Raw genomic sequence first — 21067 nt, forward strand, 5'->3', positions numbered from 1 at the left:
TTCTCCCGCGCCGTTAGTAGGTACGCTTGGCCAGCGCAATCGGCTTCACATCGTCGGACAGCGGCTTGAGATTGACCGGCTTGTAGTCGAGCCGGTTGCCTTCGCTGTACCACAGGGTGTGCTTGAGCCAGTTGGCGTCGTCGCGACCGTTGGGATTTTCTGCGGTATCCGGTGCGTCATCGCGCACGTGGGCACCGCGCGATTCCTTGCGCGCTTCGGCCGACACGATCGTGGCCCGTGCAACCTCGATGAGGTTGTCGAGTTCGAGCGCTTCCATACGCGCAACGTTCCACACCTTCGACTTGTCGGCGATCTCGGTGCGCTTGGCACGCTCGGCCACTTCGGCCATCTTCGTGACACCCTGCTTGAGCAGGTCATCGAAGCGGAACACACCCGCGTGCTTCTGCATCGTGCGACGCATCTCGAGACCCACATCGAACACGCTCTCGCCGCCGGTCTGGCTTTCCAGCCGCGCAAGACGGGCCAGCGAGACGTCGGCAGCATCGGCAGGCAGCGGCTTGAGGCTGAGATTGCCGGACTGGAAGTCCTCGACCACGGTCTCGCCCGCGGACTTGCCGAACACCAGCAGGTCGAGCAGCGAGTTGGTACCCAGACGGTTCGCGCCATGCACTGAAGCGCAGGCACATTCGCCAGCGGCGTAGAAACCCACGACCGGGGTATTGTGGTTGCCATCCTTCGGCACCACGACCTGACCCTTGTAGTTGGTCGGAATACCGCCCATCTGATAGTGGCAAGTCGGCACGACCGGGATCGGTGCCTTGATCGGATCGACACCGGCGAACTGGATCGCGATCTCACGAATGCCCGGCAGGCGCTTCATGATGTTCTCGGGGGCCAGGTGGGTGATGTCGAGCAGCACGTGATCCTTGTCGGGACCACAGCCACGACCTTCGTTGATCTCGGTCGTCATTGCACGCGAGACGACGTCACGCGAGGCCAGATCCTTCAGGTTGGGTGCGTAGCGTTCCATGAAACGCTCGCCCGACGCGTTGCGCAGAATGCCGCCTTCGCCGCGCACACCTTCGGTAATCAGCACACCCGCGCCGGCCACGCCGGTGGGGTGGAACTGCCAGAACTCCATGTCTTCCAGCGGAATGCCGGCACGTGCCGCCATACCGACACCGTCACCGGTGTTGATGAAGGCATTGGTCGAGGAATGATAGATCCGGCCGGCACCGCCGGTGGCGAACACCGTGGCCTTGGCATGGAAGATCGACACTTCGCCGGTTTCCATTTCCATCGCGGTCACGCCGAGCACGTCACCGTTCTCGTTGCGAATCAGATCCAGCGCCATCCATTCGACGAAGAACTGAGTGTTGGCGCGCACGTTGCGCTGATACAGCGCATGCAGCATGGCATGGCCGGTACGGTCGGCTGCGGCACAGGAGCGCATCACCGGCGCCTGACCATAGTTCATCGAGTGACCGCCGAACGGGCGCTGGTAGATCTTGCCGTTGTCGGTGCGATCGAAAGGCATGCCGTAGTGCTCGAGCTCGACCACGACTTCGTTGGCCTTCTTGCACATGAACTCGATGGCATCCTGGTCACCCAGCCAGTCCGACCCCTTGACGGTGTCGTACATGTGCCAGTGCCAGTTGTCTTCGGTCGAGTTGCCGAGGGACGCGGCCACCCCGCCCTGCGCTGCCACGGTGTGGGAGCGGGTCGGGAAAACCTTGGTCAGGACTGCCGTCTTCATGCCGGCTTCGGAGAGTTGCAGGGCAGCCCGCAGACCGGCACCACCGGCGCCGACGATGACCGCATCAAAGGTACGCTTCGCGACGTTCACGCTTACAGCCTCCACAGAATCTGGGCCGCCCAGCCGGCATAGCCGACGAGCAGAAAGAGAGTAACCAGGTGTAGCGCGAGGCGCACACCGGTAGGCTTGACGTAGTCCATCCAGATGTCACGCACGCCGATCCAGGCGTGGTAGAACACCGACAGGAAGAACAGGAAGCTCAGAAACTTGAACAGACCGTTGGAAAACAGTCCCGACCATGCGCTGTAGCTGAACTCGGGCAAAGCCAGCGTACAGACGGCGAAGATGAGTGTGTACAGCGCCATGTAGACAGCGGTACCGCGCTGGGCAATCCAGTCCTTGAGACCGTAATGCGCGCCGACGATGGGACGGTTCACCATAGTTTCACCCCGATGATCACGGTGAGCACCAGACTCACGATCAGAACGATGCGTGCGGAATTACGTGCAGCCTGAAGCTCGACGCCTTTGTGCATGTCGAGCAGCAGGAAGCGGATACCGGCGCAGAAATGATGCATGTAGGCCCACAACAGGCCGAGGAGCAACAGCTTGGCAAGCGGATGCGAGACCACCGCCGAGAACACTTCAAACGATTCTGGCGACCCCAGACTGCGGTCGAGCAGATAAAGCAGGAAGGGCAGCATCAGAAACAACCCCGCCCCACTGACCCGATGAAGGATCGACACGAAACCCGGCAACGGCAACCGGATCTCATTGATGGCCAGATGTTTCGGCCTTTGTTTGCGCACTGTCACTTCTGACATGAAGACTCCCCTCAACATGCGCGGCGAAGATACGCCGCAGACCCCTAAAAGCTACTGATTATAGCGATGTACTACTGTTACTCCGGGCTCCCACCCTTAATTGAGTTCGTTCAGGTAGAAATGCTCCGCGGTCGAATACAAACCACGGCGCCACTCTACGGGCTTGTCTCCATAGGTGTAGGTCACCCGCTCCACCGACAGAAGAGGCGTACCCTCCGCCACTTTCAATGCTTCGCTGGTGGACCGGTCTGCCGCGACGGCACGGATCCGCTCCTGCGCCCTGATCATGCGCGATCCGAAACGGGTCTCGAGCAGGCTGTAGAGCGAACCATGCCAATCCTGCAATGTCTCGAAATTCAAACCCTGGAAGAGTTCTCCAGGAAGATAGATTTCATCCACCACCACCGGCTTCTGTGCAAACTTCAGCAATCGGCGCAAAATGATGATAGGCGCGCCCGGCTCGATCGCAAGCATCCGTGACGCTTCCTGACCCGCCTTGGCACGCCAGCAGTCGAGCGGTACGCTTTGCGGTGGCGTAAGATCACCATCAACCGGAACCAGACGAAGAAAACGGAACAGCGCTCGCGGATCGTTGTGCGAGGCAACGTAGGTACCCTTGCCCTGCTTGCGCACCAGAAGATTGTCGCCGGCGATCTCGTCGATCGCCTTGCGCACGGTGCCTTGGGAAACGCCAAAACGGGCGGCAAGTTCCTGCTCGCTGGGTATGGCCTGCCCCGGACGCCATTCGCCCGCCTCAAGCGCCTGGAGTATCAGGGTCTTGATCTGGCGGTACAAAGGGCTGAAAGTGGGGGTTTCCTGAGCCATTCCCGTATTTCATCACAAAATTTTTCGAGCGTCTATGGGTCATCTTTTGTCTTATATAAGACAAAAGACACGATTTGACAGCACTAGCAGATATCCCTAAGATTCCTGCGCCTTGAGATTGCCGCCTGAGCGTCGCCGTTTCATACGTTCCCCGTCCCCGGGGGCCGCATCAAGAGCACGAACAATTCACCCAGACCGTCTTGTTTTGAGGGAGTATCCAAATGAGCAAAGCCCCCGTCCGCGTTGCAGTCACCGGCGCCGCCGGCCAGATCGGTTACAGCCTGCTGTTCCGTATCGCCAGTGGCGAAATGCTGGGCAAGGACCAGCCCGTCATTCTGCAATTGCTCGATCTGCCCCAGGCCCAGAAGGCGGTCAAGGGTGTGATGATGGAACTGGAAGACTGCGCTTTCCCGCTGCTGGCCGGCATGATCGCCACCGACGACCCGAACGTCGCCTTCAAGGATGCCAAGGTCGCCCTGCTCGTCGGCGCCCGCCCCCGTGGCCCCGGCATGGAGCGCAAGGACCTGCTGACCGAAAACGCCAAGATCTTCACCGTGCAGGGCGCGGCCATCGGCCAGTACGCCGATCCTGACTGCAAGGTGCTGGTAGTCGGCAACCCCTGCAACACCAACGCCTACATCGCCAAGGAAGTTGCCCAGAAGTTCGGTCGCGTCCCGGCCAAGAACTTCACCGGCATGCTCCGCCTGGACCACAACCGCGCGCTGTCGCAACTGGCCTCGAAGTCGGGCCGCGATGTGTCCAGCCTCAAGAGCCTGGTCGTGTGGGGCAATCACTCGCCCACGATGTACGCCGACTACCGCTTCGTCACCTCCAGCGGCGACAATGTCAAGGGCCTGATCAACGATGAAGCATGGAACCGCGACGTGTTCCTGCCCACCGTCGGCAAGCGCGGCGCTGCCATCATCGAAGCGCGCGGCCTGTCCTCCGCCGCGTCGGCCGCAAACGCTGCCATCGACCACATCCGCGACTGGGTGCTGGGCTCGAAGGGCGAGTGGGTCACCATGGGTATCCCGTCCGATGGCTCCTACGACATCCCGGAAGGCATCATCTACGGCTTCCCCGTCACCACCGAGAACGGCGAGTACAAGATCGTCCAGGGTCTTGAAATCGACGCCTTCTCGCGCGAGCGCATGACCCACACCCTCAACGAACTGCTCGAAGAGCGCGAAGGCGTGAAGGATCTGCTCGGCTGATCACGGCACGCTCGCGGACGGGGCCGGCCCCGTCCGATGATTGAAAGGCGCGCAACCATGTTGTGCGCCTTTTTCGTTTACCCGCGCCTGCTGCTATGCTTGCGCCCGGTTTTCACGGGATCAAGCATATGAACGCAAGCTGTACGACGCATCCGGCCGACATTCTCTTCAGCGGCGAAAAGCCGTTTCCGATCCTGCCCGCCGTCGATCATTATGCAGGCTCCGAGAAGCTGATCCGCAAGGCGCTGGCGCTGCAGCAGACGCTCGGACCCATCTTCGACATCACCGGAGACTGCGAAGATGGTGCGCGCGCGGGAGCCGAGGCCGAACACGCGGAAATGGTCGCGACGCTCGCACTCAGCGATGAGAACCGCCATGGTCGCATGGGCGCACGCATACACGACATCACCCATGCCCACTGGCAACGCGATCTCGAGATCCTGGTCGGAACGGCAGGACACCGGCTCGCGTTCATCACCCTTCCCAAGGTGCGCTCGGCTGCGGACACAGCGGCGCAGATTGCCGCCCTCAGGCGCGTCGAAAACACACACGGCATTACCCGCCCGCTGCCGGTCCATGTGCTGATCGAAACCCATGGCGCCCTGCGCGAGGTTTGGAACATCGCCGCGCTCGAGGGGGTCGAGTCGATCGATTTCGGGCTGATGGATTTCGTTTCCGGGCACCACGGGGCGATCCCGGGCAGCGCAATGAAAAGCCCGGACCAGTTCGAGCATCCGCTCGTCGTTCGCGCAAAAACCGAGATTTCCGCCGCAGCCTTGGCCAACGGCGTCGTGCCATCGCACAACGTCACCACCGAACTCAAGGATCTCGACATCATTCGCAGCGACGCCACGCGGGCGCGGCGGGAGTTCGGCTATCTGCGCATGTGGAGCATCCACCCCAACCAGATCCAGCCCATCGTCGAAGCGATGCGGCCTGACTTCTCCGAAGTCCAGGAGGCTGCCGAGATCCTGATCGCGGCGCAGGACGCCTCTTGGGGGCCAATTCAACACAATGGCCGCCTGCACGACCGCGCGTCCTATCGCTACTACTGGGAACTGCTGCTGCGCGCACGCAGCACCGGCATGCAACTATCCGACGACGCTGCAGGCCGCTTCTTCGAAAACTGATCAAGCAAGGCGGCCTCGCTTGCCGGCCAGAACCGGGCGAGGCCCGCCTCTGGCCGAGTGCTCAGGCCTTGGTCTCAGGCGCCGCCTTCACGGTGGCGGCAACCGGCGTCTTGCGTGTCCGACGCGGCGCAGCCTTTGCCGGAGTCGCCTTTGCCGGAGTCGCCTTCGCCGGGGTCGCCTTCGCCCCGACAACTTGCGCCGGCATGATGTCGACCGCCGTCGTTGCCGCTGCGTCCGCTACCACCGCCTTCACAGCCCTTGCTCCGCCGGACTTCGCGCTATCCGCAGCAACGCTTGCAGGTTTCGTGCGCGGCTTGCGAACCGGCGCCACCTTCGGCGGCGCGAGCGCGGCCGGCTCGGTACCGGCTCTCGCCGCCGCAGCTGACAATTCGCCCTCCGTGCGCACACCCGCACGCTGAACGACACTGAGCTGAGGCCAGGCGGCACGCATCATCAGCCGGACCGCACGATCGGCGCCGAGCGGGTCCACCGCCGACATGATTGAATCGGCACGCGGAAACCACGGCAGAAACAACTCGATCGACGCGGTCTGTCCCCTGCGTCCCGCAGCCAATGCGGGCAGCCAGGGATTGGGAAGGGTTGCGATCGAGTCGAACCATTGCTGCCATTGATCACCCACGAATTGGGTCCAACCTTGCCAGGCCGCCCAAGGTTGCGTGTATGCCTTCAGCCACGCGGATGAAATTGCGGCAATCGGCGTCGACGCCGAAGTGGAATCGGTCTTCATGACGAAGCTCCTGGAGACGATGAGGAGAATGCTCCCGAAGGATACTCCTGCGACGCGCTCGCGGCTGTGACAGCCACCTCATCGAGCACACTCAGGAACCCTCTCAGCAAGGGGCCCTGCTCGTCTGCAAGATATGCAACCGCCAGCGGAAAACACGCTGCCGGATCCGCGATCGGCAGGTAGCGCACCCGTGGCATCCGCACGCACGCCAAAGGCGCCGGCAACAAGGCGACACCCAGACCGGCGGCAACGAGGCCGATTTGCGTGGTCGCCTCCCGCGCGAGCTGAACCACCCTTGGCTCGAATCCGGCAGCCCTGCATAGCGAACGCAACAGCAGCGGCAACCCTGTGCCCGAATCGAGCGGAAAGGTGATGAATTCCTCGTGCCTGAGATCTGAGAAGTTAATTTCTCCTGCCTCAGCCAAGGGATGCAAGGCATTGACCGCAAGCAGCAAGGGGTCGCGTCCAATCTCGCGCACCACGATGCCGGAGGCGGCATCGGGCAATCCGGAGCGCACGAAACCCACGTCGAGCCTGCCACGCGCAAGGGCCTCGAACTGCTCGGTGGAGAACATCTCGCGCAACTGCAGGTGAACATCCGGATGACGGCGGCGATAGGCATGAAGCACATCGGGAAGCGTATTCGCGAAAGGCAAGGACGAGGTGAATCCGATGCGCAACTCACCCGCTTCGCCGCTCGCCATCCGGCGCGCCTCGTCCGATGCCGCAGTTGCCGCGGCCAAGACCTCCCGGGCGCGAATCAGGAACCGTCCCCCGGCCGGGGTCAGCTTCACCTTGCGCCTGGCGCGATCGAAGAGTTGCACCCCAATCTCTGCCTCCAGGTCCCTGATCTGCATCGACAGCGGCGGCTGGCCAATGTGCAAACGCTCGGCGGCACGCGTAAAGCTCAATTCCTCCGCCACCATGACGAAATAGCGAAGATGCCGGAGCTCCATTCATATCTCCCATATATGGAAACGAGCTTCACAATATATTGGACTGTGAAATCGACTGCCAACTAAGATCAGACAACAATAATCCGCCTCACATGACCGATCCACCGTGCCCCCATCTCCCCCACCCGAAAGACACCAGACCGGCCCTGCCGGGTTCAGGCGCGCCAATCTGGCCATGTTCGTCGGCGGCTTCGCCACCTTCGCCATGCTCTACGCCACCCAGCCCCTGCTCCCGCTTCTCGCCACGGAGTTCGAGGTTGGCCCGGCCACCGCCAGCCTGAGCGTTTCGGCCGGAACCGGTGCGCTTGCATTGATGCTGATTCCGGCCAGCGTATTGTCCGATCGGGTCGGGCGCGAAACGGTCATGAAAGCGTCCCTCGCGCTCGCTGCCCTGATTGCGCTTGCCTGTGCGGCGGTCGGCGACTTCAGCCAGCTACTGGTCTTGCGTGCCCTGCTCGGCGCGGCACTGGCGGGGCTGCCAGCGGCCGCGATGGCTTATCTCGGTGAAGAAATCGCCCCGAGTTCGCAAGGCAAGGCCATGGGCCTGTACATTGCAGGCAACGCCCTGGGCGGCATGAGCGGGCGCTTCGTTTCCGCATTGCTGACGGACTGGGGCAACTGGCGCATCGCGCTCCTGGCTCTCGGCGTGCTCGGCCTCCTGGCGGCGGTGATCTTCTGGCGCAGCCTGCCGCATTCCTCACGGTTTCGCCCCCGGGCCGCTTCGTTGTCGCGTATCGCGGCCGACGCCAGGATCATTGCCGCCGACGCCGGCCTGCCATGGTTGTTCGCCACCTCGCTGCTGGGCATGGGCGCCTTCATGGGCGCATACAATTATCTTGGCTTCCGTCTGCTCGAAGCGCCTTTCTCACTCGGTCAGACCGCCATCGGTGCCATTTTCCTGCTCTATCTGATCGGGTCCTGGGCCTCTGCATTGGCCGGTCAGCTCAGCGACCGCCACGGTCGGCGCAGGATTCTGTGGCTCATGGTCGTCATCAGCCTGAGCGGGCTTGCGCTCACGCTCAGCCAACGGCTTCCGCTCCTGATCGTCGGCGTCGGCGTGTTCACCTTCGGCTTCTTTGCAACGCACTCCGTCGCCAGCGCCTGGGTTGCACATCGGGCCCGGGAACGACGGGGACTCGCCGCCGCGATCTATCTGACGAGCTACTATCTCGGCGCAAGCCTGATCGGCAGCCTCGCCGGCCTGGCCTGGAGCCTCGGCCACTGGAACGGCGTGGTTGCAGGCCTCGGTGCCTGCCTGCTGATGCTGCTCGCAATCGCATGGCGCCTGCGCAATCTGGCCCCCGCCCCCGCCCCCGACTGACAGACCGCCGGTCGGCCAGGCGTTGCCCGGGCCGGGTCTGCTTCGCCGCCCGCCAGACCGGCGCCGCGGCAAGCCGGTTCAGGCCAGCGCCAGTGTCACGTTGACGCTCACGCCGTCGCCGCCGGGCAGGTTGTGCGCGCCAAGACTGCCGCCGTGAAAGGCCGCAATCATGCGTGCCACATAGAGGCCCAGCCCCAGATGAGGCTCGGCGCCGGCGTCCTGCCCACGCACCGAAACCATGGCTTCGAACAGCCGCCCTTCGAGCGCCGCCGGCAACAAGGGACCGCGATTGATCACGGCCAGCGTCGCCGTGGTGGTCTGGAACTGCAACACGATGCGAATCGGGGTATCCGGCGCGGCAAAATCCACCGCGTTGTCGACCAGTTTGTCGAGCATCTGCGCGGCCAGATCGGGGGCACCCCGCACCCACACCGGATAGCGCGGCAATTCGGCCGTGAAAACGCGCTGCGGATGGACCACGCGATACCCGTCCACGCATTCGCCGACCACCGCACGCAGGTCGAAACGCTCACTTGCGGTGCTCGCAAGCGCCTGCTCCAGACGGGTGGCTTCGCTCATGCGCGAGAGAATCCTCGACAGCCGCGCCAGGCCCGTCTCGGCACGATCGATATAGGGGTGCGCGGCCGCCGGCAGCGCTTCCGCATGCAGGTTTTCCAGCGACGACCGCACCACTGCAACCGGCGTGCGCAATTCATGTGACAAGCGGCTGGCCATGTTCTCCAGGTAGGCATGATGCCCGGCCAGGCGTTCCAGCAGCGCGGAAAAGCTGCGCGACAGGTCGCCCACCTCGTCCCCCGCTGCCGACGCGGTGGTCAACGCGCCGATGCGTCCGTGCGCGTCGATGGCGCTCTCGGCCTCATCGCGCAGGCGGCGAATGCGTGCCGACAGGCGGGATGCGAATCCCAGCAAGGGCAACGCGACCACGACGAGCCCCCCCAGCGTGAGCAGCAACAGACGCTCCAGCGCCCGCTGGCGCAACGACAGGATGGAGCGCGCATTCGCCTCGACCACCACTGCGCCGAGGACGCGATCACGCGCCCACACCGGGTGCGCTGCGGAAACGATCAGTGTCGCGCCGTCCGCTGTGGCGCGCGATCGCGCGCCCGCGATGCCAATCAAGGCGTCGTGCACTTCTCTTCCGTAGGTCGGCTCCCAATCCGCGCCCAGCACTTCGCCGGAGGGCGGCAGGAATCGCGCCATCCATGCCCGCCACCCGCGCAGCCAGCGTCCAGCCCAATCGTCATCGGCCACACCGCCGTCTGCCGCGCCGCCTGCGATTTCCAGACTGCCGGCCTGTGCCAGCACGCGCAAGTCACGGCTCACCACGCTGACACGCGCAGCACTGCGTTGCGCGCCGCGCAGGATCGAGGCCATTTCGGCCAACGCGCGCGCATCGAAGATCTCCTGCGTTGCAGGTGAGCTGATCACCTCCACGATCTCTTCGCCCGGCAGCAGTGCATCCTCCGCCCTCACCTGCGAGGACGACGCCCATTGACCCATGCCCAGCAGATCCGGGCGCTCGTGCAGTGCGGTGGCGAGCGTGCGCGCCGTGGCAATCATGGCCTGCTGCTGGCCCTCGACGACGAAGGCCTCCATCTCGACAATGTAGCGGTAACCGACCCAGGGCAGGCTCAGCAGCGGCAGCGACAGCAGCGCCAGTTTCATGCGCAGGCTCATTCGCACGCCCGAGCCACGCCGACGCCCCCCCGTGGCGGCACTCGCAGGCGGGTGCGGCACACCGTCCATCATCCGGCCTTCCACCGGTAACCCATGCCATACACACTCTCGATCGCATCGAAACCATCGTCGAGCGCGGCAAACTTGCGCCGGATGCGCTTGATGTGCGAGGTAATGGTGCCGTCATCGACCAGCCGTGCATCGTGCATCAACTGGTCGCGGCTCTTTACATGGCCGGGCGTCCTCGCCAGCGTATGCACCATCCAGAACTCGGTCAGCGTGAGTTCCACCGTTTGCCCCCGCCACTGCGCGGCCAGGCGCATCGCGTCCAGCCTGAGCCCGCCGCGCTCGATACAGTCTTCCTGCGGCTGCGCCTCCGCCAGCACGTCGATGCGGCGGAACAGTGCCGCGATGCGCGCCAGCAGGTGCGGCATCGAAATATCCTTGGTGAGGTAATCGTCTGCACCCAGGCGCAGGCCGGACACCACGTCAAAATCGCTATCGCGGGCGGTGAGGAAGATGATCGGCAGACGCTTCGACACGGCACGCAGTTCGCCGCACAAGGTGAACCCGCCTTCCGGCTCATCGCCCAGGCCGATGTCGATGATGGCCAGATCGGGCAGGCGGTGGCGGCAGGCGGCCAGGGCCTGCGGCCGATCGGCATGGGCGTCCACTTCGTAACCCTGGCGCGCCAGCGCCTCGGCATAGTTGGCACGGATGGCGGCGTCGTCCTCGACAATGGCAATGCGGCGTCCCATATGCAGCTTCCATACAGCCTCGTGATTGATCCGGGGCCGACTATAGCATCGCCCTTCGCGGCATGACGACCCGAGGGCCGATCGGACGCAATAGCCAGTTTTTCGCCACTTTTCGTCAGCGCTTTTCCCCTATTGGTACCGCTTGCAGGCTGCTTTGCACCGCCTAATGCGTCCACGGGCAGCCGGCCCGTCACACAAGGGACAAGCACAAGATGAATACCACCAGTGATCACGGCCATACCCGGCATCAGCGCGTCGGGATCGTCGCCCTGGCCGCACGTATTTTCGCCGAAGGCCTCGTCATCGCACTGATGCTGGGCGGGCTGGTACTGCTGCTGGCGATGCCGGCCCATGCCGTTGAAATGCAGGCGATGCCGATGCGGGCGGATGAAGCGGGCCAGGGCGTACTGCTGCTGCGCCATGCGGACGGCAGCACCTACGTGGTGCCCACACTCGCCACCGATGTCCATATCCGCATCAGTGGTCCGCTGGCCCGGGTCAGCGTGGTTCAGACCTTCCGCAACCCGGGCAATGCCTGGCAGGAAGGCATCTACGTCTTTCCGCTGCCCGACAACGCTGCCGTCGATCGCCTGCACATGAAGGTGGGCGAGCGCGTCATCGAGGGTGAAGTGCGCGAGCGCAACGCGGCCCGCGCCGCTTTCGAACAGGCGCGCAGCTCGGGCCAGCGCGCCGCGCTGGTGGAGCAGGAACGCCCCAACATCTTCACCACCAGTGTCACCAATATCGCGCCGGGCGCAGAAGTGGTGGTGGAAATCGAGTACCAGCACCTGCTCGACTACCAGTTGGAGGGTGATTCCGGGCGCTACAGCCTGCGCTTTCCCATGGTGGTGGGGCCGCGCTACATCGCCGGCCAACCGCGGGGAGACGCAAGCGGCGGCACCGACCAAGTGCACGACGCGGCACGCATCACGCCGCCGGTCCTGCACCCGGACGCGGGGCCCATCAACCCGGTCACGCTGCACGTCGAACTCGACGCCGGCGCGCCACTCGCCACGCTGCGCAGCCCCTATCATCCGGTACGCATCGATGCACCCGACGCACACCGGCGCGTGATCGAACTGGCCAGCGCCAGCACGCCGGCCAACCGCGATTTCGAACTGGAGTGGACGCTCGCCCCCAGCCATGCCCCGCGTCTGGCGCTGTTTGCCGAACCCGGCACCACGCGCGACTACGCCTTGCTGATGCTGATGCCCCCGCAACTCCCGGCCGCAAAGGCAAGGCTGCCGCGCGAAGTGGTATTCGTGATCGACACCTCCGGCTCCATGCATGGCACCTCCATCGTCCAGGCGCGCGAAGCGCTCGCACTGGCGCTACGTCGCCTGCACCCGGCCGACCGCTTCAATGTGATCGAATTCAACTCGGTCACGAACGCCGCCTTCAACCGCGCGCTGCCCGCCACTCGCGACAACATCGACACCGCGACCCGCTGGGTAAGCCGGCTGCAGGCAAACGGCGGCACCGAGATGGCCCCCGCACTGGCGATGGCGCTGGACGGCACCGACGATCCTGCGCGCGTGCGCCAGGTCATCTTCCTGACCGACGGCGCGGTGGGCAACGAGGACGCCCTGTTCCGCCTCATCGACCAGCGCCTGGGCGACTCCCGCCTGTTCACCATCGGCATCGGCTCCGCGCCCAACAGCCACTTCATGCGCCAGGCCGCAGCCGCCGGACGCGGCAGTTTCACCTACATCGGCGACGTGCGCGAAGTGGGAGAGCGCATGTCCGCACTCTTCGCCAAGCTCGAATCGCCGGTGTTGAAAGGCATTGAACTCGCCTGGCCCGACGGCAGCGATGCCGAAGCATGGCCGCGCCGGGTGCCCGACCTCTATGCCGGCGAACCCATCGTCGTTGCCGTCGCGTTGAAAAAGACCGTTGGCACCCTGCGAGTCAGCGGCTGGGGCCAGAACGAGCGCTGGCAAGCCGAGGTTGCGCTCGAGGACGCGATGCCCGGCACCGGCCTGGGCACCTTGTGGGCGCGTCACAAGATCGATGCGCTGACGGACAGCCTGCGCGCGGGCGCGGCGGAAGACGATGTTCGCCCTGCGATCCTCGAGCTTGCCCTGCAGCACCACCTGGTCAGCCGCTATACCAGCATGGTGGCAATAGACAAGACACCGGCCCGTGCGCAGGGTGAAGCCCTGCACGGCGGCGCCATGCCCACCAACCTGCCCGAGGGCTGGAGCCACGAGGCCGTTTTCGGCAGCCTCCCGAAGGGCGCGAGCGGCGTGCGCTGGAACCTGTTCCTCGGCAGCCTTGCGTTGATCTCCAGCATCTTGCTGTACGGCCTGCAACGCCGCCGCCTTCATCCCGCCATCCGCCCTGTCTGACCCCGAGCCAAGAAGGAGACCCGCCATGAAATCCACCGGCCACTGCCATCATTGCAACAGCCAGACCTTCCTCGGCGTCGAATGCGCCTGGCCCGCCCCGAGTTGCCTCGGCCCCGACCACTCAGGCGCACGCAAGAGCCGACGCACCACCTTCATGCTCCGCGCCGCGCTGACCGCCGCACTGCTCACCTGCCTGTGGCAGTTCGGTCAGGCTGGCTACATTCACGCCAAAGCCTGGCTTGCCCAGATCCTGATCGGTCACGCCTGGGAGCAGACACAGGCTGGCGCCGCTCAGGTGCGCCCATGGCCATGGGCCGACACCTGGCCAGTGGCTCGCCTGCGCGCCCCGGCACAAGGCGTGGACCTGTACGTGCTCGCTGGCGCAGACGGCCGCAGCATCGCTTTCGGCCCCGGCCACGTCTACGGCACGGCCCTGCCCGGCGAACCCGGCAACAGCGTACTCGGCGCCCATCGCGACACCCATTTCGCCTTCCTCCAATGGCTGAAGGACGGCAGCGTGCTGGAAGTGGAAACGCCGAATCGCCGCGTTCTGCGCTACATCGTTGCACACCGCGAAGTGGTCGACCAGCATGATCTGCGCCCACTCGCCCAGCACACCGCCGGACGCGAACTGACCCTGGTGACCTGCTGGCCGTTCGACGCCCTGCGCGCCGGTGGCCCCTTGCGCTACGTCGTGACGGCGATGGAAGGATAGCGACAGCGCCCAACTGCGAAACCAGAGGGCCTGCGCGATTTGGCAGACGAAGGCGGCGCCTGGAAGTCAACACGCCAAACTGCCGGCCTGGCGCACGCATCACGTCTCATGCTGGGGGGATACGATCGAGGCGAGGGCGGAAAAAAGTCGCGCAAGAAGTCACGCAGAATGCACAAGGGGTTAGACGCCGAAACGTCTAACCCCTTGATTTGTCTGGCGCGCCCGGAAGGATTCGAACCTCCTACCCCTTGGTTCGTAGCCAAGTACTCTATCCAGATGAGCTACGGGCGCTTTGTACTGCTGTGCTGCAAAGAAGCGACATTTTAGATCATTATTCAAAACTGTCAAGCTTCTTAACGTTGTTTGTGAAATTTTCTGTTTTCACCGGCTGACTTCGATGCCACCCTTCCAACGCAGGGCGCGAATTATGCATGCGCCGCGGAGGGAGTGCAAGCGCCGGATCAGGTTTTTTTTCGATATTCCAGGTCCGACCCTCTGCTCACGCCGTTCAAAGCCCCCACAGTCCGTTCACCACTTGCTATGATCACTGCCCCCAACGCGGTATGCCGCAGCAACCGAACAGCGAGAATCTGAATGAGCATCTATACCTTGGGCAATCGCACGCCCCGCCTTGGCGAGGGTACCTGGGTAGCACACAACGCCACGGTGATCGGCTCAGTGGAAACCGGACTGAATGTAAACATCTGGTACAACGTGGTGATTCGCGGCGATAACGATCCGATCGTGATCGGCGACAACACCAATATTCAGGACGGCTCGGTACTGCACAACGACGATGGTGTGCCGCTCACGATCGGATCGAACGTGACCGTGGGGCACATGGTGATGCTGCATGGCTGCACGATCGGCGATGGCAGCCTGATCGGCATTAACGCCGTGGTGCTCAACAACGCGGTGGTCGGTAAGGACTGCATCATCGGCGCCAATGCACTGATCCCCGAAGGCAAGATCATTCCGGACCGCTCCCTTGTGGTCGGATCGCCTGGCCGCGTGATCCGCGAACTGAGTGACGCCGACATTGCCGGGCTGAGGGCGAACGCCAAGCACTATGTCGAGAATGCACGCCTTTATGAGGCAGAACTGCGCCCACTGCCCCCGCCAGCTGCCGGCTGAGGCACCTGCGACGCGACCGGGGCGTCCGGGGCTGCGCCACTGCGCGTCAGCCAGATCACGGCCGCGAGGATGATCGCCCCGCCCAACAGCTGATGCCCACGCAACGGCTCGCCAAGAAAGACCGCGGCAAGGGCGAAGGTCACCACCGGTTCCAGCGTCGACAAGGTCGCGGCATCGGCCGCGCCCACCCGCCTCAGGCCGGCGAACAGGCTGACCATTGCCACCACTGTCGAAACAATGGCGATGGCGACGATCGCACTCCAGCCCACGACCGTCGCCGGAAATGCCGGACGCTCGATTGCGACGATGCCACCGAACACGACTGCAGCGGCAATCATGACCACGGTCGCCGCGCCCAGCGGGTCTTCGCGGGTGAGCACGATGCCGCCCACCAGGATATAGACCGAATAGATCAGCGCCGCCGTAAGCCCCAACCCGATCCCGAGCGGCGCGCCCGACAGTCCGCCGCCCAGTGTGAGTGCGGTACCGAGCAATGCGATCAACACCGCACTCATGCGGGCCATGGTGAGGCGGCGACGCAGCAGCACGGCCCCGAGGACGGTCACGAGGAAGGGGTAGAGGTAGAGCAACAGTGCGACGAGTCCGGCAGCGGCGTGTTCGAGCGCGACAAAGAAACTCAGCGACTGCCCCACGTAGCAGATACCCCCCATGGCGGCGAGCACCCACAGATTGCGCCCCCGCGGCCAGGCGCGCCGGCCTGAGATCATCACCACCCCGAGCACGATGCCGGCCAGCAGAAAGCGCAGGAACAGCACAGCCACCGGCTCGGCGCCGTCCGCGTAGGCAAAACGGGCAAATATCGCCATGGCGCCAAAGCACGCTGCCGACAAGGCCACCAGAAAAGCACCAACGAGGCGATCTCGACTCATCAGGATGATCCACAGGAACAACGTGGCAGCATGCCGGTACGCCCGATCCCGGTCAAGAATGCCGATCGGCTCGACACCATTCACTGCGATGCGGCAGCATCCATTTACACCTGAACGCCCACCCGGCGTCGCCAATGCGTTATATATCGCCTTCCATCCCATCTTCCGGAGCTTCCATGCACGCCTTCAAGCCCCTCCTGGCCAGCCTGCTCGCGGCCATGGCCATGTCGGCTCATGCGCATGACGACAACGTCGCGGCGCCTCGCACCATTGAACTCTCGGTCGAAGCCAGCCAGCCGGCCGACAATGACCTCGGGATTGCGGAGCTGTACGCCGAGCAATCCGGTCAGAACGCCGCGGCGGTGGCACGCCAGATCAATCTCAGCATCGCGGCCGCCCTCGATACGGCGCGCAACTACCCCGACATCAAGGCGCAGTCTGCCGGCACCAGCACTTGGCCGGTATACGCAAAGAACGGCGGCAGGATCGAAGCGTGGCGCATGCGCTCCGGGATCCGTCTCGAAAGCCGGAACAGCGCGGCCCTCTCGGAACTGGTCGGTAAGTTGCAGGAGGGTCTGGCCGTGGCACGCATCGAGATGCGACCTGCAGCGGAAACCCGACACAAGGCGGCCGACGCAGCGATCGTGGACGCCTTGCGCCAGTTCGAACAACGCGCCACGCTGATCGCCTCGACGCTTGGAAAACGTTACCGCATTCACCGTCTGAACGTCGCCGAAACGGGCGCGCGGCCCCTGGAGTTTGCCAAGGCCCGGGGCGCAGTGATGATGGCCGACAGCGCCCCCGCCCCGGTCGAGGCCGGCGACACGAACATCGATGTCACCGTGAGCGGCAGCATCGAACTGCTGGACTGAACTGGCAGCACGCGGGAGTGGACGGCTTGGCCTTGATCGCCTATCTTTCGTCGCATGCCGGATAACCGTCACCCCGCGCCTCAGGACCTCGCCCACGGGCTTGCCGTCATCACCCAAACGCCCCTCCGGCGAACACCCCTCGTACGGCGGCCGTCTCTCCCGCTGGCCTTGCTGCTTGCCCTACTGGCAGGCTGCAGCACCACACCGCCACCGCACCCGACACAGTCTTCAAGGCCCGAGGTGCCGCACGCCCCGGACCGCGAGTATTTTTCCCTGGACGCACCCGCGCAGAAGCTCGAGCTGGTGCTCTACGCGATGGGTCTGCTCGATACCGGATACCGCTTCGGCGGACGCAATCCGGAGGCCGGACTCGATTGCAGCGGCATGGTGAGCTATATCGTCGAGCAGATCAGTGGCCGCAAACTGCCACACAATGCGGCGAGCATCGCCGATCAGACGCGGCCGATCGATCAGGTGGAAATGCAGCCCGGCGATCTGGTTTTCTTCAACACCCAGCGACGACGACATTCGCACATGGGCATCTATATCGGCGACGGAAAATTCATCCATGCGCCGTCCTCGCGCGGAGCCGTCAGGGTCGAGCGACTCGACAGCCGGTACTTCGCCCCCCGCATCGACGGCATCCGGACCCTGGCAGCCAGCGGCTGAGCGCCCGCGCAACGGGGCTTTCGTCTTGCATGTCGCGACGCTGAAATCTAATGTAAGTAGGCTGATTCAACCATAACAGAGGAGACCGCATGATGCCGACGCGAAAGCTAGAAGATGTGATTCAGGGGCAGACGATCGTTACCGCACCGAGCACGCTAAGCGTCTTGGAAGCCTCGAAGAAGATGGCCGCCGCGCGGGTCGGAGCCATCATGATTCTGGAGGGGGAGCGCCTGATTGGCCTGTTCACCGAACGCGACGCACTGAACCGCGTGCTGGCAGCCGGTCGGGACCCTGCGCACACGACGCTGAAGGACGTCATGACCACCAATCTGCAGACGATCGATGCCGGCAAGCCGCTGGGTCATGCAATGCACATCATGTACGAAGGCGGTTTTCGGCATGTGCCGGTGCTGGACAACGGCCGACCGGTCGGCATGGTTTCGGCACGCGATGCATTGGGCCTGGAGATGGTTGCATTCGAACACGAACTCGAGCAGCGCAACTCGATTACCGAACTGCTCTAGCCCACGTTGGGGCGGCTTGCCGCCGCCACGACGCCCCATGTTGGCACAGACATCCAGAACCGGCCGCGGCCGGTCAGTTCTTCTGCGGGATCTGCACGAATATTTCGCCCGCACGCGTCAGCCCGAGTTCAAAGCGCGCGCGCTCCTCGATCGCATCATTGCCGGACTTGAGGTCGCGCACCTCCTCTTCCAGACTGGCATTGCGCTGTTCAAGGCGCAGATTCTCCTCGCGCTGCGCCTGCAACTGCCGGTCGACCTCCCACACGCGCAACCACCCTCCTTTACCAAGCCAAAGCGGGTATTGCAGCACAACGACCAGCACGGCAAGAATCATTACGGGCCAACGCATGTCGACACCAAGCGCAAAAAAGACAATGAAAGAATAGACGAAAGGCCGACGGGATTGTCCGTCGGCCTTTCTACTAAATCAACGCAAACCGAATTGCGCCAACTGGATCAGCGCAAGTTGTAGAACGCGCGCTTGCCCGGATAGAAGGCGGTATCGCCGAGGTCCTCTTCGATCCGCAGCAACTGGTTGTACTTGGAGATACGGTCAGAGCGCGACAGCGAACCGGTCTTGATCTGCATTGCGCGCAGGCCGACCGCGATGTCGGCGATGGTGGAATCGTCGGTTTCGCCCGAACGGTGCGAAATCACCGCGGTATAGCCGGCGAGCTTGGCCATCTCGACCGCGGCGAAGGTCTCGGTCAGGGTGCCGATCTGGTTGATCTTGATCAGGATCGAATTGGCCACGCCCTGCTCGATGCCTTGCTCGAGAATCCGGGTGTTGGTCACGAACAGATCATCGCCCACGAGCTGGACCTTGTTGCCCAGACGCTCGGTCAGGTGCTTCCAGCCTGCCCAATCGCCTTCGGCCATGGCGTCCTCGATCGACACGATGGGGAACTTGTCGCACAACGTCGCCAGGTAGTCGGTGAAGCCTTCGGCCGTCAGCGACAGGCCCTCGCCCTTGAGTTCGTACTTGCCGTCCTTGTAGAACTCCGAGGCGGCGCAGTCGAGCGCCAGCAGTACGTCTTGGCCCGGCACGTAGCCGGCGGCGATGATGGCCTCCTGGATCAGGTTGAGCGCTTCTTCGGTACCGGACACATTGGGCGCAAAGCCACCTTCGTCGCCAACGGTGGTGGGATAGCCCTTCTTGTCGGTAATCTTCTTCAGGTGGTGGAAGATCTCGGCGCCGCAGCGCAGCGCCTCGCGGAAGCTGGTCATGCTCACCGGCATGATCATGCATTCCTGGATGTCGAGGCTGTTGTTGGCGTGCTCGCCGCCGTTGATGACGTTCATCATCGGCACCGGCATCACCATCGGGCTGGCGCCGCCAAAGTAGCGATACAGGGGCAGGCCGGCCTCTTCGGCCGCGGCCTTGGCCACCGCCATCGACACGGCCAGCATCGCGTTGGCGCCGAGACGGCCCTTGTTTTCGGTGCCATCGAGCTCAATCAGGGTGCGATCGATGAAGGCCTGCTCTTCCGCATCCAGGCCGATGATGGCTTCGGCGATTTCGGTGTTAACGTTCTCGACCGCGCGCAGCACGCCCTTGCCGAGGTAGCGCGCCTTGTCGCCATCACGCAGCTCGATGGCTTCACGCGAGCCCGTCGATGCACCGGATGGCACTGCGGCCCGGCCCATGACGCCGGACTCGAGCAGCACGTCGGCTTCGACGGTGGGATTGCCGCGGGAATCCAGAATTTCGCGGGCGATCACATCAACGATTGCACTCATTTTATTTCCTGTTTCGGTTATGAATCTTGAATCTGACGATTGAACCTGCCGGTACTGATCCGATACATGCGCCGCGCATTAGACACTGCATTCAATAGTCATGTCGACAGCAGGTGTAACAGCATCCCGCACGCAGCACCTTCAGGCGGACTGCTCCAGCAGGGGGCTGGACTTCACCAGCGCGTCGAGTTGCTTGAGCGTGGCAAGCAGCGCCTTCATCTTGGGCAATGGCCAGGCATTCGGGCCGTCGGACAGTGCCTTTGCCGGATCGGGATGACTTTCCATGAACAGGCCTGCCACACCGACCGCCACCGCTGCGCGCGCCAGCACCGGCACGAACTCGCGCTGACCGCCCGACACCGAGCCCTGCCCGCCCGGCAACTGCACCGAGTGAGTGGCGTCGAACACGACCGGACATCCGGTATTGCGCATGATGGCCAGCGAGCGCATGTCGGACACCAGATTGTTGTAACCGAAGGAGACGCCGCGTTCGCACACCATGATGGTGTCCGCACCGCCATTGGCCTCCCTGGCCTTGTCGACGACATTCTTCATGTCGCCCGGCGCCAGAAACTGCCCCTTCTTGATGTTGACCGGCTTTCCGGACGCCGCCACCGTATGAATGAAATCGGTCTGGCGGCACAGGAATGCCGGCGTCTGCAGCACGTCGACGGCGGCCGCCACGGCAGCAACCTCCTCGATCGCATGCACATCGGTCAATACCGGCACGCCGAGCTGCTTCTTCACATCGGCCAGAATCTCGAGCCCCTTGTCCATGCCCATGCCGCGGTAGGAGGTCCCCGAGCTGCGGTTGGCCTTGTCGTAGGAAGACTTGTAGATGAAGGGAATGCCGAGTTCGGCACAGATCTCCTTGAGCGCGCCGGCGGTCTCGAACGCCATGTCGCGCGACTCGATCACGCACGGCCCGGCAATCAGGAAAAACGGCTGGTCCAGTCCGACTTCAAATCCGCAAAGCTGCATGGCC

21 protein-coding genes and 1 tRNA gene are annotated in these 21067 nt (G+C 63.8%); 9 read left to right on the forward strand and 13 right to left on the reverse strand.

The genetic code is table 11. The features are described 5' to 3' along the window. Window positions 1-13: 13 nt before the first annotated feature. The 4 genes from sdhA to J5J83_RS06865 form a co-directional block, all read right to left on the reverse strand. Window positions 14-1807 (reverse strand): succinate dehydrogenase flavoprotein subunit, encoded by a 1794-nt coding sequence (sdhA, locus tag J5J83_RS06850; RefSeq protein ID WP_212346968.1) that lies wholly within the window; start codon window positions 1805-1807, stop codon window positions 14-16. 2 nt (window positions 1808-1809) lie between these two features. Next, entirely contained in the window at window positions 1810-2157 is a 348-nt protein-coding gene (gene sdhD, locus J5J83_RS06855; RefSeq protein ID WP_212346969.1) for a succinate dehydrogenase, hydrophobic membrane anchor protein, read from the reverse strand. Beyond that, a complete protein-coding gene (sdhC, locus tag J5J83_RS06860; RefSeq protein WP_212346971.1) occupies window positions 2151-2540 on the reverse strand; it encodes a succinate dehydrogenase, cytochrome b556 subunit in 390 nt (129 codons plus the stop codon). The genes sdhD and sdhC overlap by 7 nt, the downstream gene beginning before the upstream one ends. Window positions 2541-2636: 96 nt before the next feature. Further along, window positions 2637-3365 (reverse strand): GntR family transcriptional regulator, encoded by a 729-nt coding sequence (locus tag J5J83_RS06865; RefSeq protein ID WP_212346973.1) that lies wholly within the window; start codon window positions 3363-3365, stop codon window positions 2637-2639. A gap of 221 nt (window positions 3366-3586) precedes the next feature. Between J5J83_RS06865 and J5J83_RS06870 the strand changes: the two genes are divergently transcribed. Beyond that, window positions 3587-4579, forward strand: a complete 993-nt coding sequence (locus J5J83_RS06870; protein WP_212346975.1) for a malate dehydrogenase — start codon at window positions 3587-3589, stop codon at window positions 4577-4579. A gap of 128 nt (window positions 4580-4707) precedes the next feature. Next, window positions 4708-5709 (forward strand): aldolase/citrate lyase family protein, encoded by a 1002-nt coding sequence (locus tag J5J83_RS06875; protein ID WP_212346977.1) that lies wholly within the window; start codon window positions 4708-4710, stop codon window positions 5707-5709. A 61-nt stretch (window positions 5710-5770) separates the two neighbouring features. Here J5J83_RS06875 and J5J83_RS06880 read toward each other — a convergent pair whose 3' ends face one another. Continuing rightward, window positions 5771-6457 carry a hypothetical protein gene (locus J5J83_RS06880; protein WP_212346979.1) on the reverse strand — a complete coding sequence of 229 codons (687 nt, stop codon included), beginning with the start codon at window positions 6455-6457 and terminating at the stop codon, window positions 5771-5773. Further along, window positions 6454-7413 carry a LysR family transcriptional regulator gene (locus tag J5J83_RS06885; RefSeq protein ID WP_212346981.1) on the reverse strand — a complete coding sequence of 320 codons (960 nt, stop codon included), beginning with the start codon at window positions 7411-7413 and terminating at the stop codon, window positions 6454-6456. Before J5J83_RS06885 ends, J5J83_RS06880 begins: the two co-directional genes overlap by 4 nt. A 175-nt stretch (window positions 7414-7588) precedes the next feature. On the opposite strand from J5J83_RS06885, the gene J5J83_RS06890 reads away from it, so the two are divergent. Then, complete coding sequence (locus tag J5J83_RS06890) at window positions 7589-8734, forward strand: MFS transporter (protein ID WP_212352866.1); 1146 nt, start codon at window positions 7589-7591, stop codon at window positions 8732-8734. Window positions 8735-8812: 78 nt separating this feature from the next. Here J5J83_RS06890 and J5J83_RS06895 read toward each other — a convergent pair whose 3' ends face one another. Together J5J83_RS06895 and pdsR are read right to left on the reverse strand one after the other, a co-directional pair. Continuing rightward, on the reverse strand, window positions 8813-10420 hold the full coding sequence (locus tag J5J83_RS06895; protein WP_212346983.1) for an ATP-binding protein: 1608 nt from the start codon (window positions 10418-10420) through the stop codon (window positions 8813-8815). Between the two features lie 80 nt (window positions 10421-10500). Further along, window positions 10501-11190 (reverse strand): proteobacterial dedicated sortase system response regulator, encoded by a 690-nt coding sequence (gene pdsR, locus J5J83_RS06900; protein ID WP_212346985.1) that lies wholly within the window; start codon window positions 11188-11190, stop codon window positions 10501-10503. A 212-nt stretch (window positions 11191-11402) separates the two neighbouring features. Between pdsR and J5J83_RS06905 the strand changes: the two genes are divergently transcribed. Both J5J83_RS06905 and J5J83_RS06910 read left to right on the forward strand, forming a co-directional pair. Next, window positions 11403-13538: a marine proteobacterial sortase target protein gene (locus tag J5J83_RS06905; RefSeq protein WP_212346987.1), complete on the forward strand. Its 2136-nt coding sequence runs from the start codon at window positions 11403-11405 to the stop codon at window positions 13536-13538. A gap of 25 nt (window positions 13539-13563) precedes the next feature. Then, on the forward strand, window positions 13564-14253 hold the full coding sequence (locus tag J5J83_RS06910; protein WP_212346990.1) for a class GN sortase: 690 nt from the start codon (window positions 13564-13566) through the stop codon (window positions 14251-14253). Window positions 14254-14467: 214 nt separating this feature from the next. Here J5J83_RS06910 and J5J83_RS06915 read toward each other — a convergent pair. Then, window positions 14468-14544 (reverse strand) — tRNA-Arg (locus J5J83_RS06915). 303 nt (window positions 14545-14847) lie between these two features. Between J5J83_RS06915 and J5J83_RS06920 the strand changes: the two genes are divergently transcribed. Next, window positions 14848-15387, forward strand: coding sequence for a gamma carbonic anhydrase family protein (locus J5J83_RS06920; protein WP_212346993.1), 540 nt, complete (start codon window positions 14848-14850; stop codon window positions 15385-15387). Here J5J83_RS06920 and J5J83_RS06925 read toward each other — a convergent pair. Next, window positions 15342-16277 carry a DMT family transporter gene (locus J5J83_RS06925; protein ID WP_212346997.1) on the reverse strand — a complete coding sequence of 312 codons (936 nt, stop codon included), beginning with the start codon at window positions 16275-16277 and terminating at the stop codon, window positions 15342-15344. The two genes, J5J83_RS06920 and J5J83_RS06925, sit on opposite strands and share 46 nt — an antisense overlap. A gap of 176 nt (window positions 16278-16453) precedes the next feature. Between J5J83_RS06925 and J5J83_RS06930 the strand changes: the two genes are divergently transcribed. The 3 genes from J5J83_RS06930 (at window position 16454) to J5J83_RS06940 (ending at window position 18342) form a co-directional block, all read left to right on the forward strand. Then, window positions 16454-17149 carry an SIMPL domain-containing protein gene (locus J5J83_RS06930; RefSeq protein WP_212347000.1) on the forward strand — a complete coding sequence of 232 codons (696 nt, stop codon included), beginning with the start codon at window positions 16454-16456 and terminating at the stop codon, window positions 17147-17149. Window positions 17150-17257: 108 nt separating this feature from the next. Further along, window positions 17258-17818 carry a C40 family peptidase gene (locus J5J83_RS06935; protein ID WP_349251942.1) on the forward strand — a complete coding sequence of 187 codons (561 nt, stop codon included), beginning with the start codon at window positions 17258-17260 and terminating at the stop codon, window positions 17816-17818. An 89-nt stretch (window positions 17819-17907) separates the two neighbouring features. Then, complete coding sequence (locus tag J5J83_RS06940) at window positions 17908-18342, forward strand: CBS domain-containing protein (RefSeq protein WP_249115643.1); 435 nt, start codon at window positions 17908-17910, stop codon at window positions 18340-18342. Window positions 18343-18415: 73 nt separating this feature from the next. On the opposite strand, the gene ftsB is transcribed toward J5J83_RS06940, so the two are convergent. The 3 genes from ftsB to kdsA form a co-directional block, all read right to left on the reverse strand. Further along, window positions 18416-18691 carry a cell division protein FtsB gene (ftsB, locus tag J5J83_RS06945; protein WP_212347006.1) on the reverse strand — a complete coding sequence of 92 codons (276 nt, stop codon included), beginning with the start codon at window positions 18689-18691 and terminating at the stop codon, window positions 18416-18418. Window positions 18692-18798: 107 nt separating this feature from the next. Beyond that, on the reverse strand, window positions 18799-20082 hold the full coding sequence (gene eno, locus J5J83_RS06950; protein WP_212347009.1) for a phosphopyruvate hydratase: 1284 nt from the start codon (window positions 20080-20082) through the stop codon (window positions 18799-18801). 141 nt (window positions 20083-20223) lie between these two features. Next, complete coding sequence (gene kdsA, locus J5J83_RS06955) at window positions 20224-21063, reverse strand: 3-deoxy-8-phosphooctulonate synthase (RefSeq protein WP_212347012.1); 840 nt, start codon at window positions 21061-21063, stop codon at window positions 20224-20226. Window positions 21064-21067: the final 4 nt, after the last annotated feature.

The sequence above is a fragment of the Azoarcus sp. L1K30 genome (assembly GCF_018122735.1).
GTDB lineage: Bacteria > Pseudomonadota > Gammaproteobacteria > Burkholderiales > Rhodocyclaceae > Parazoarcus.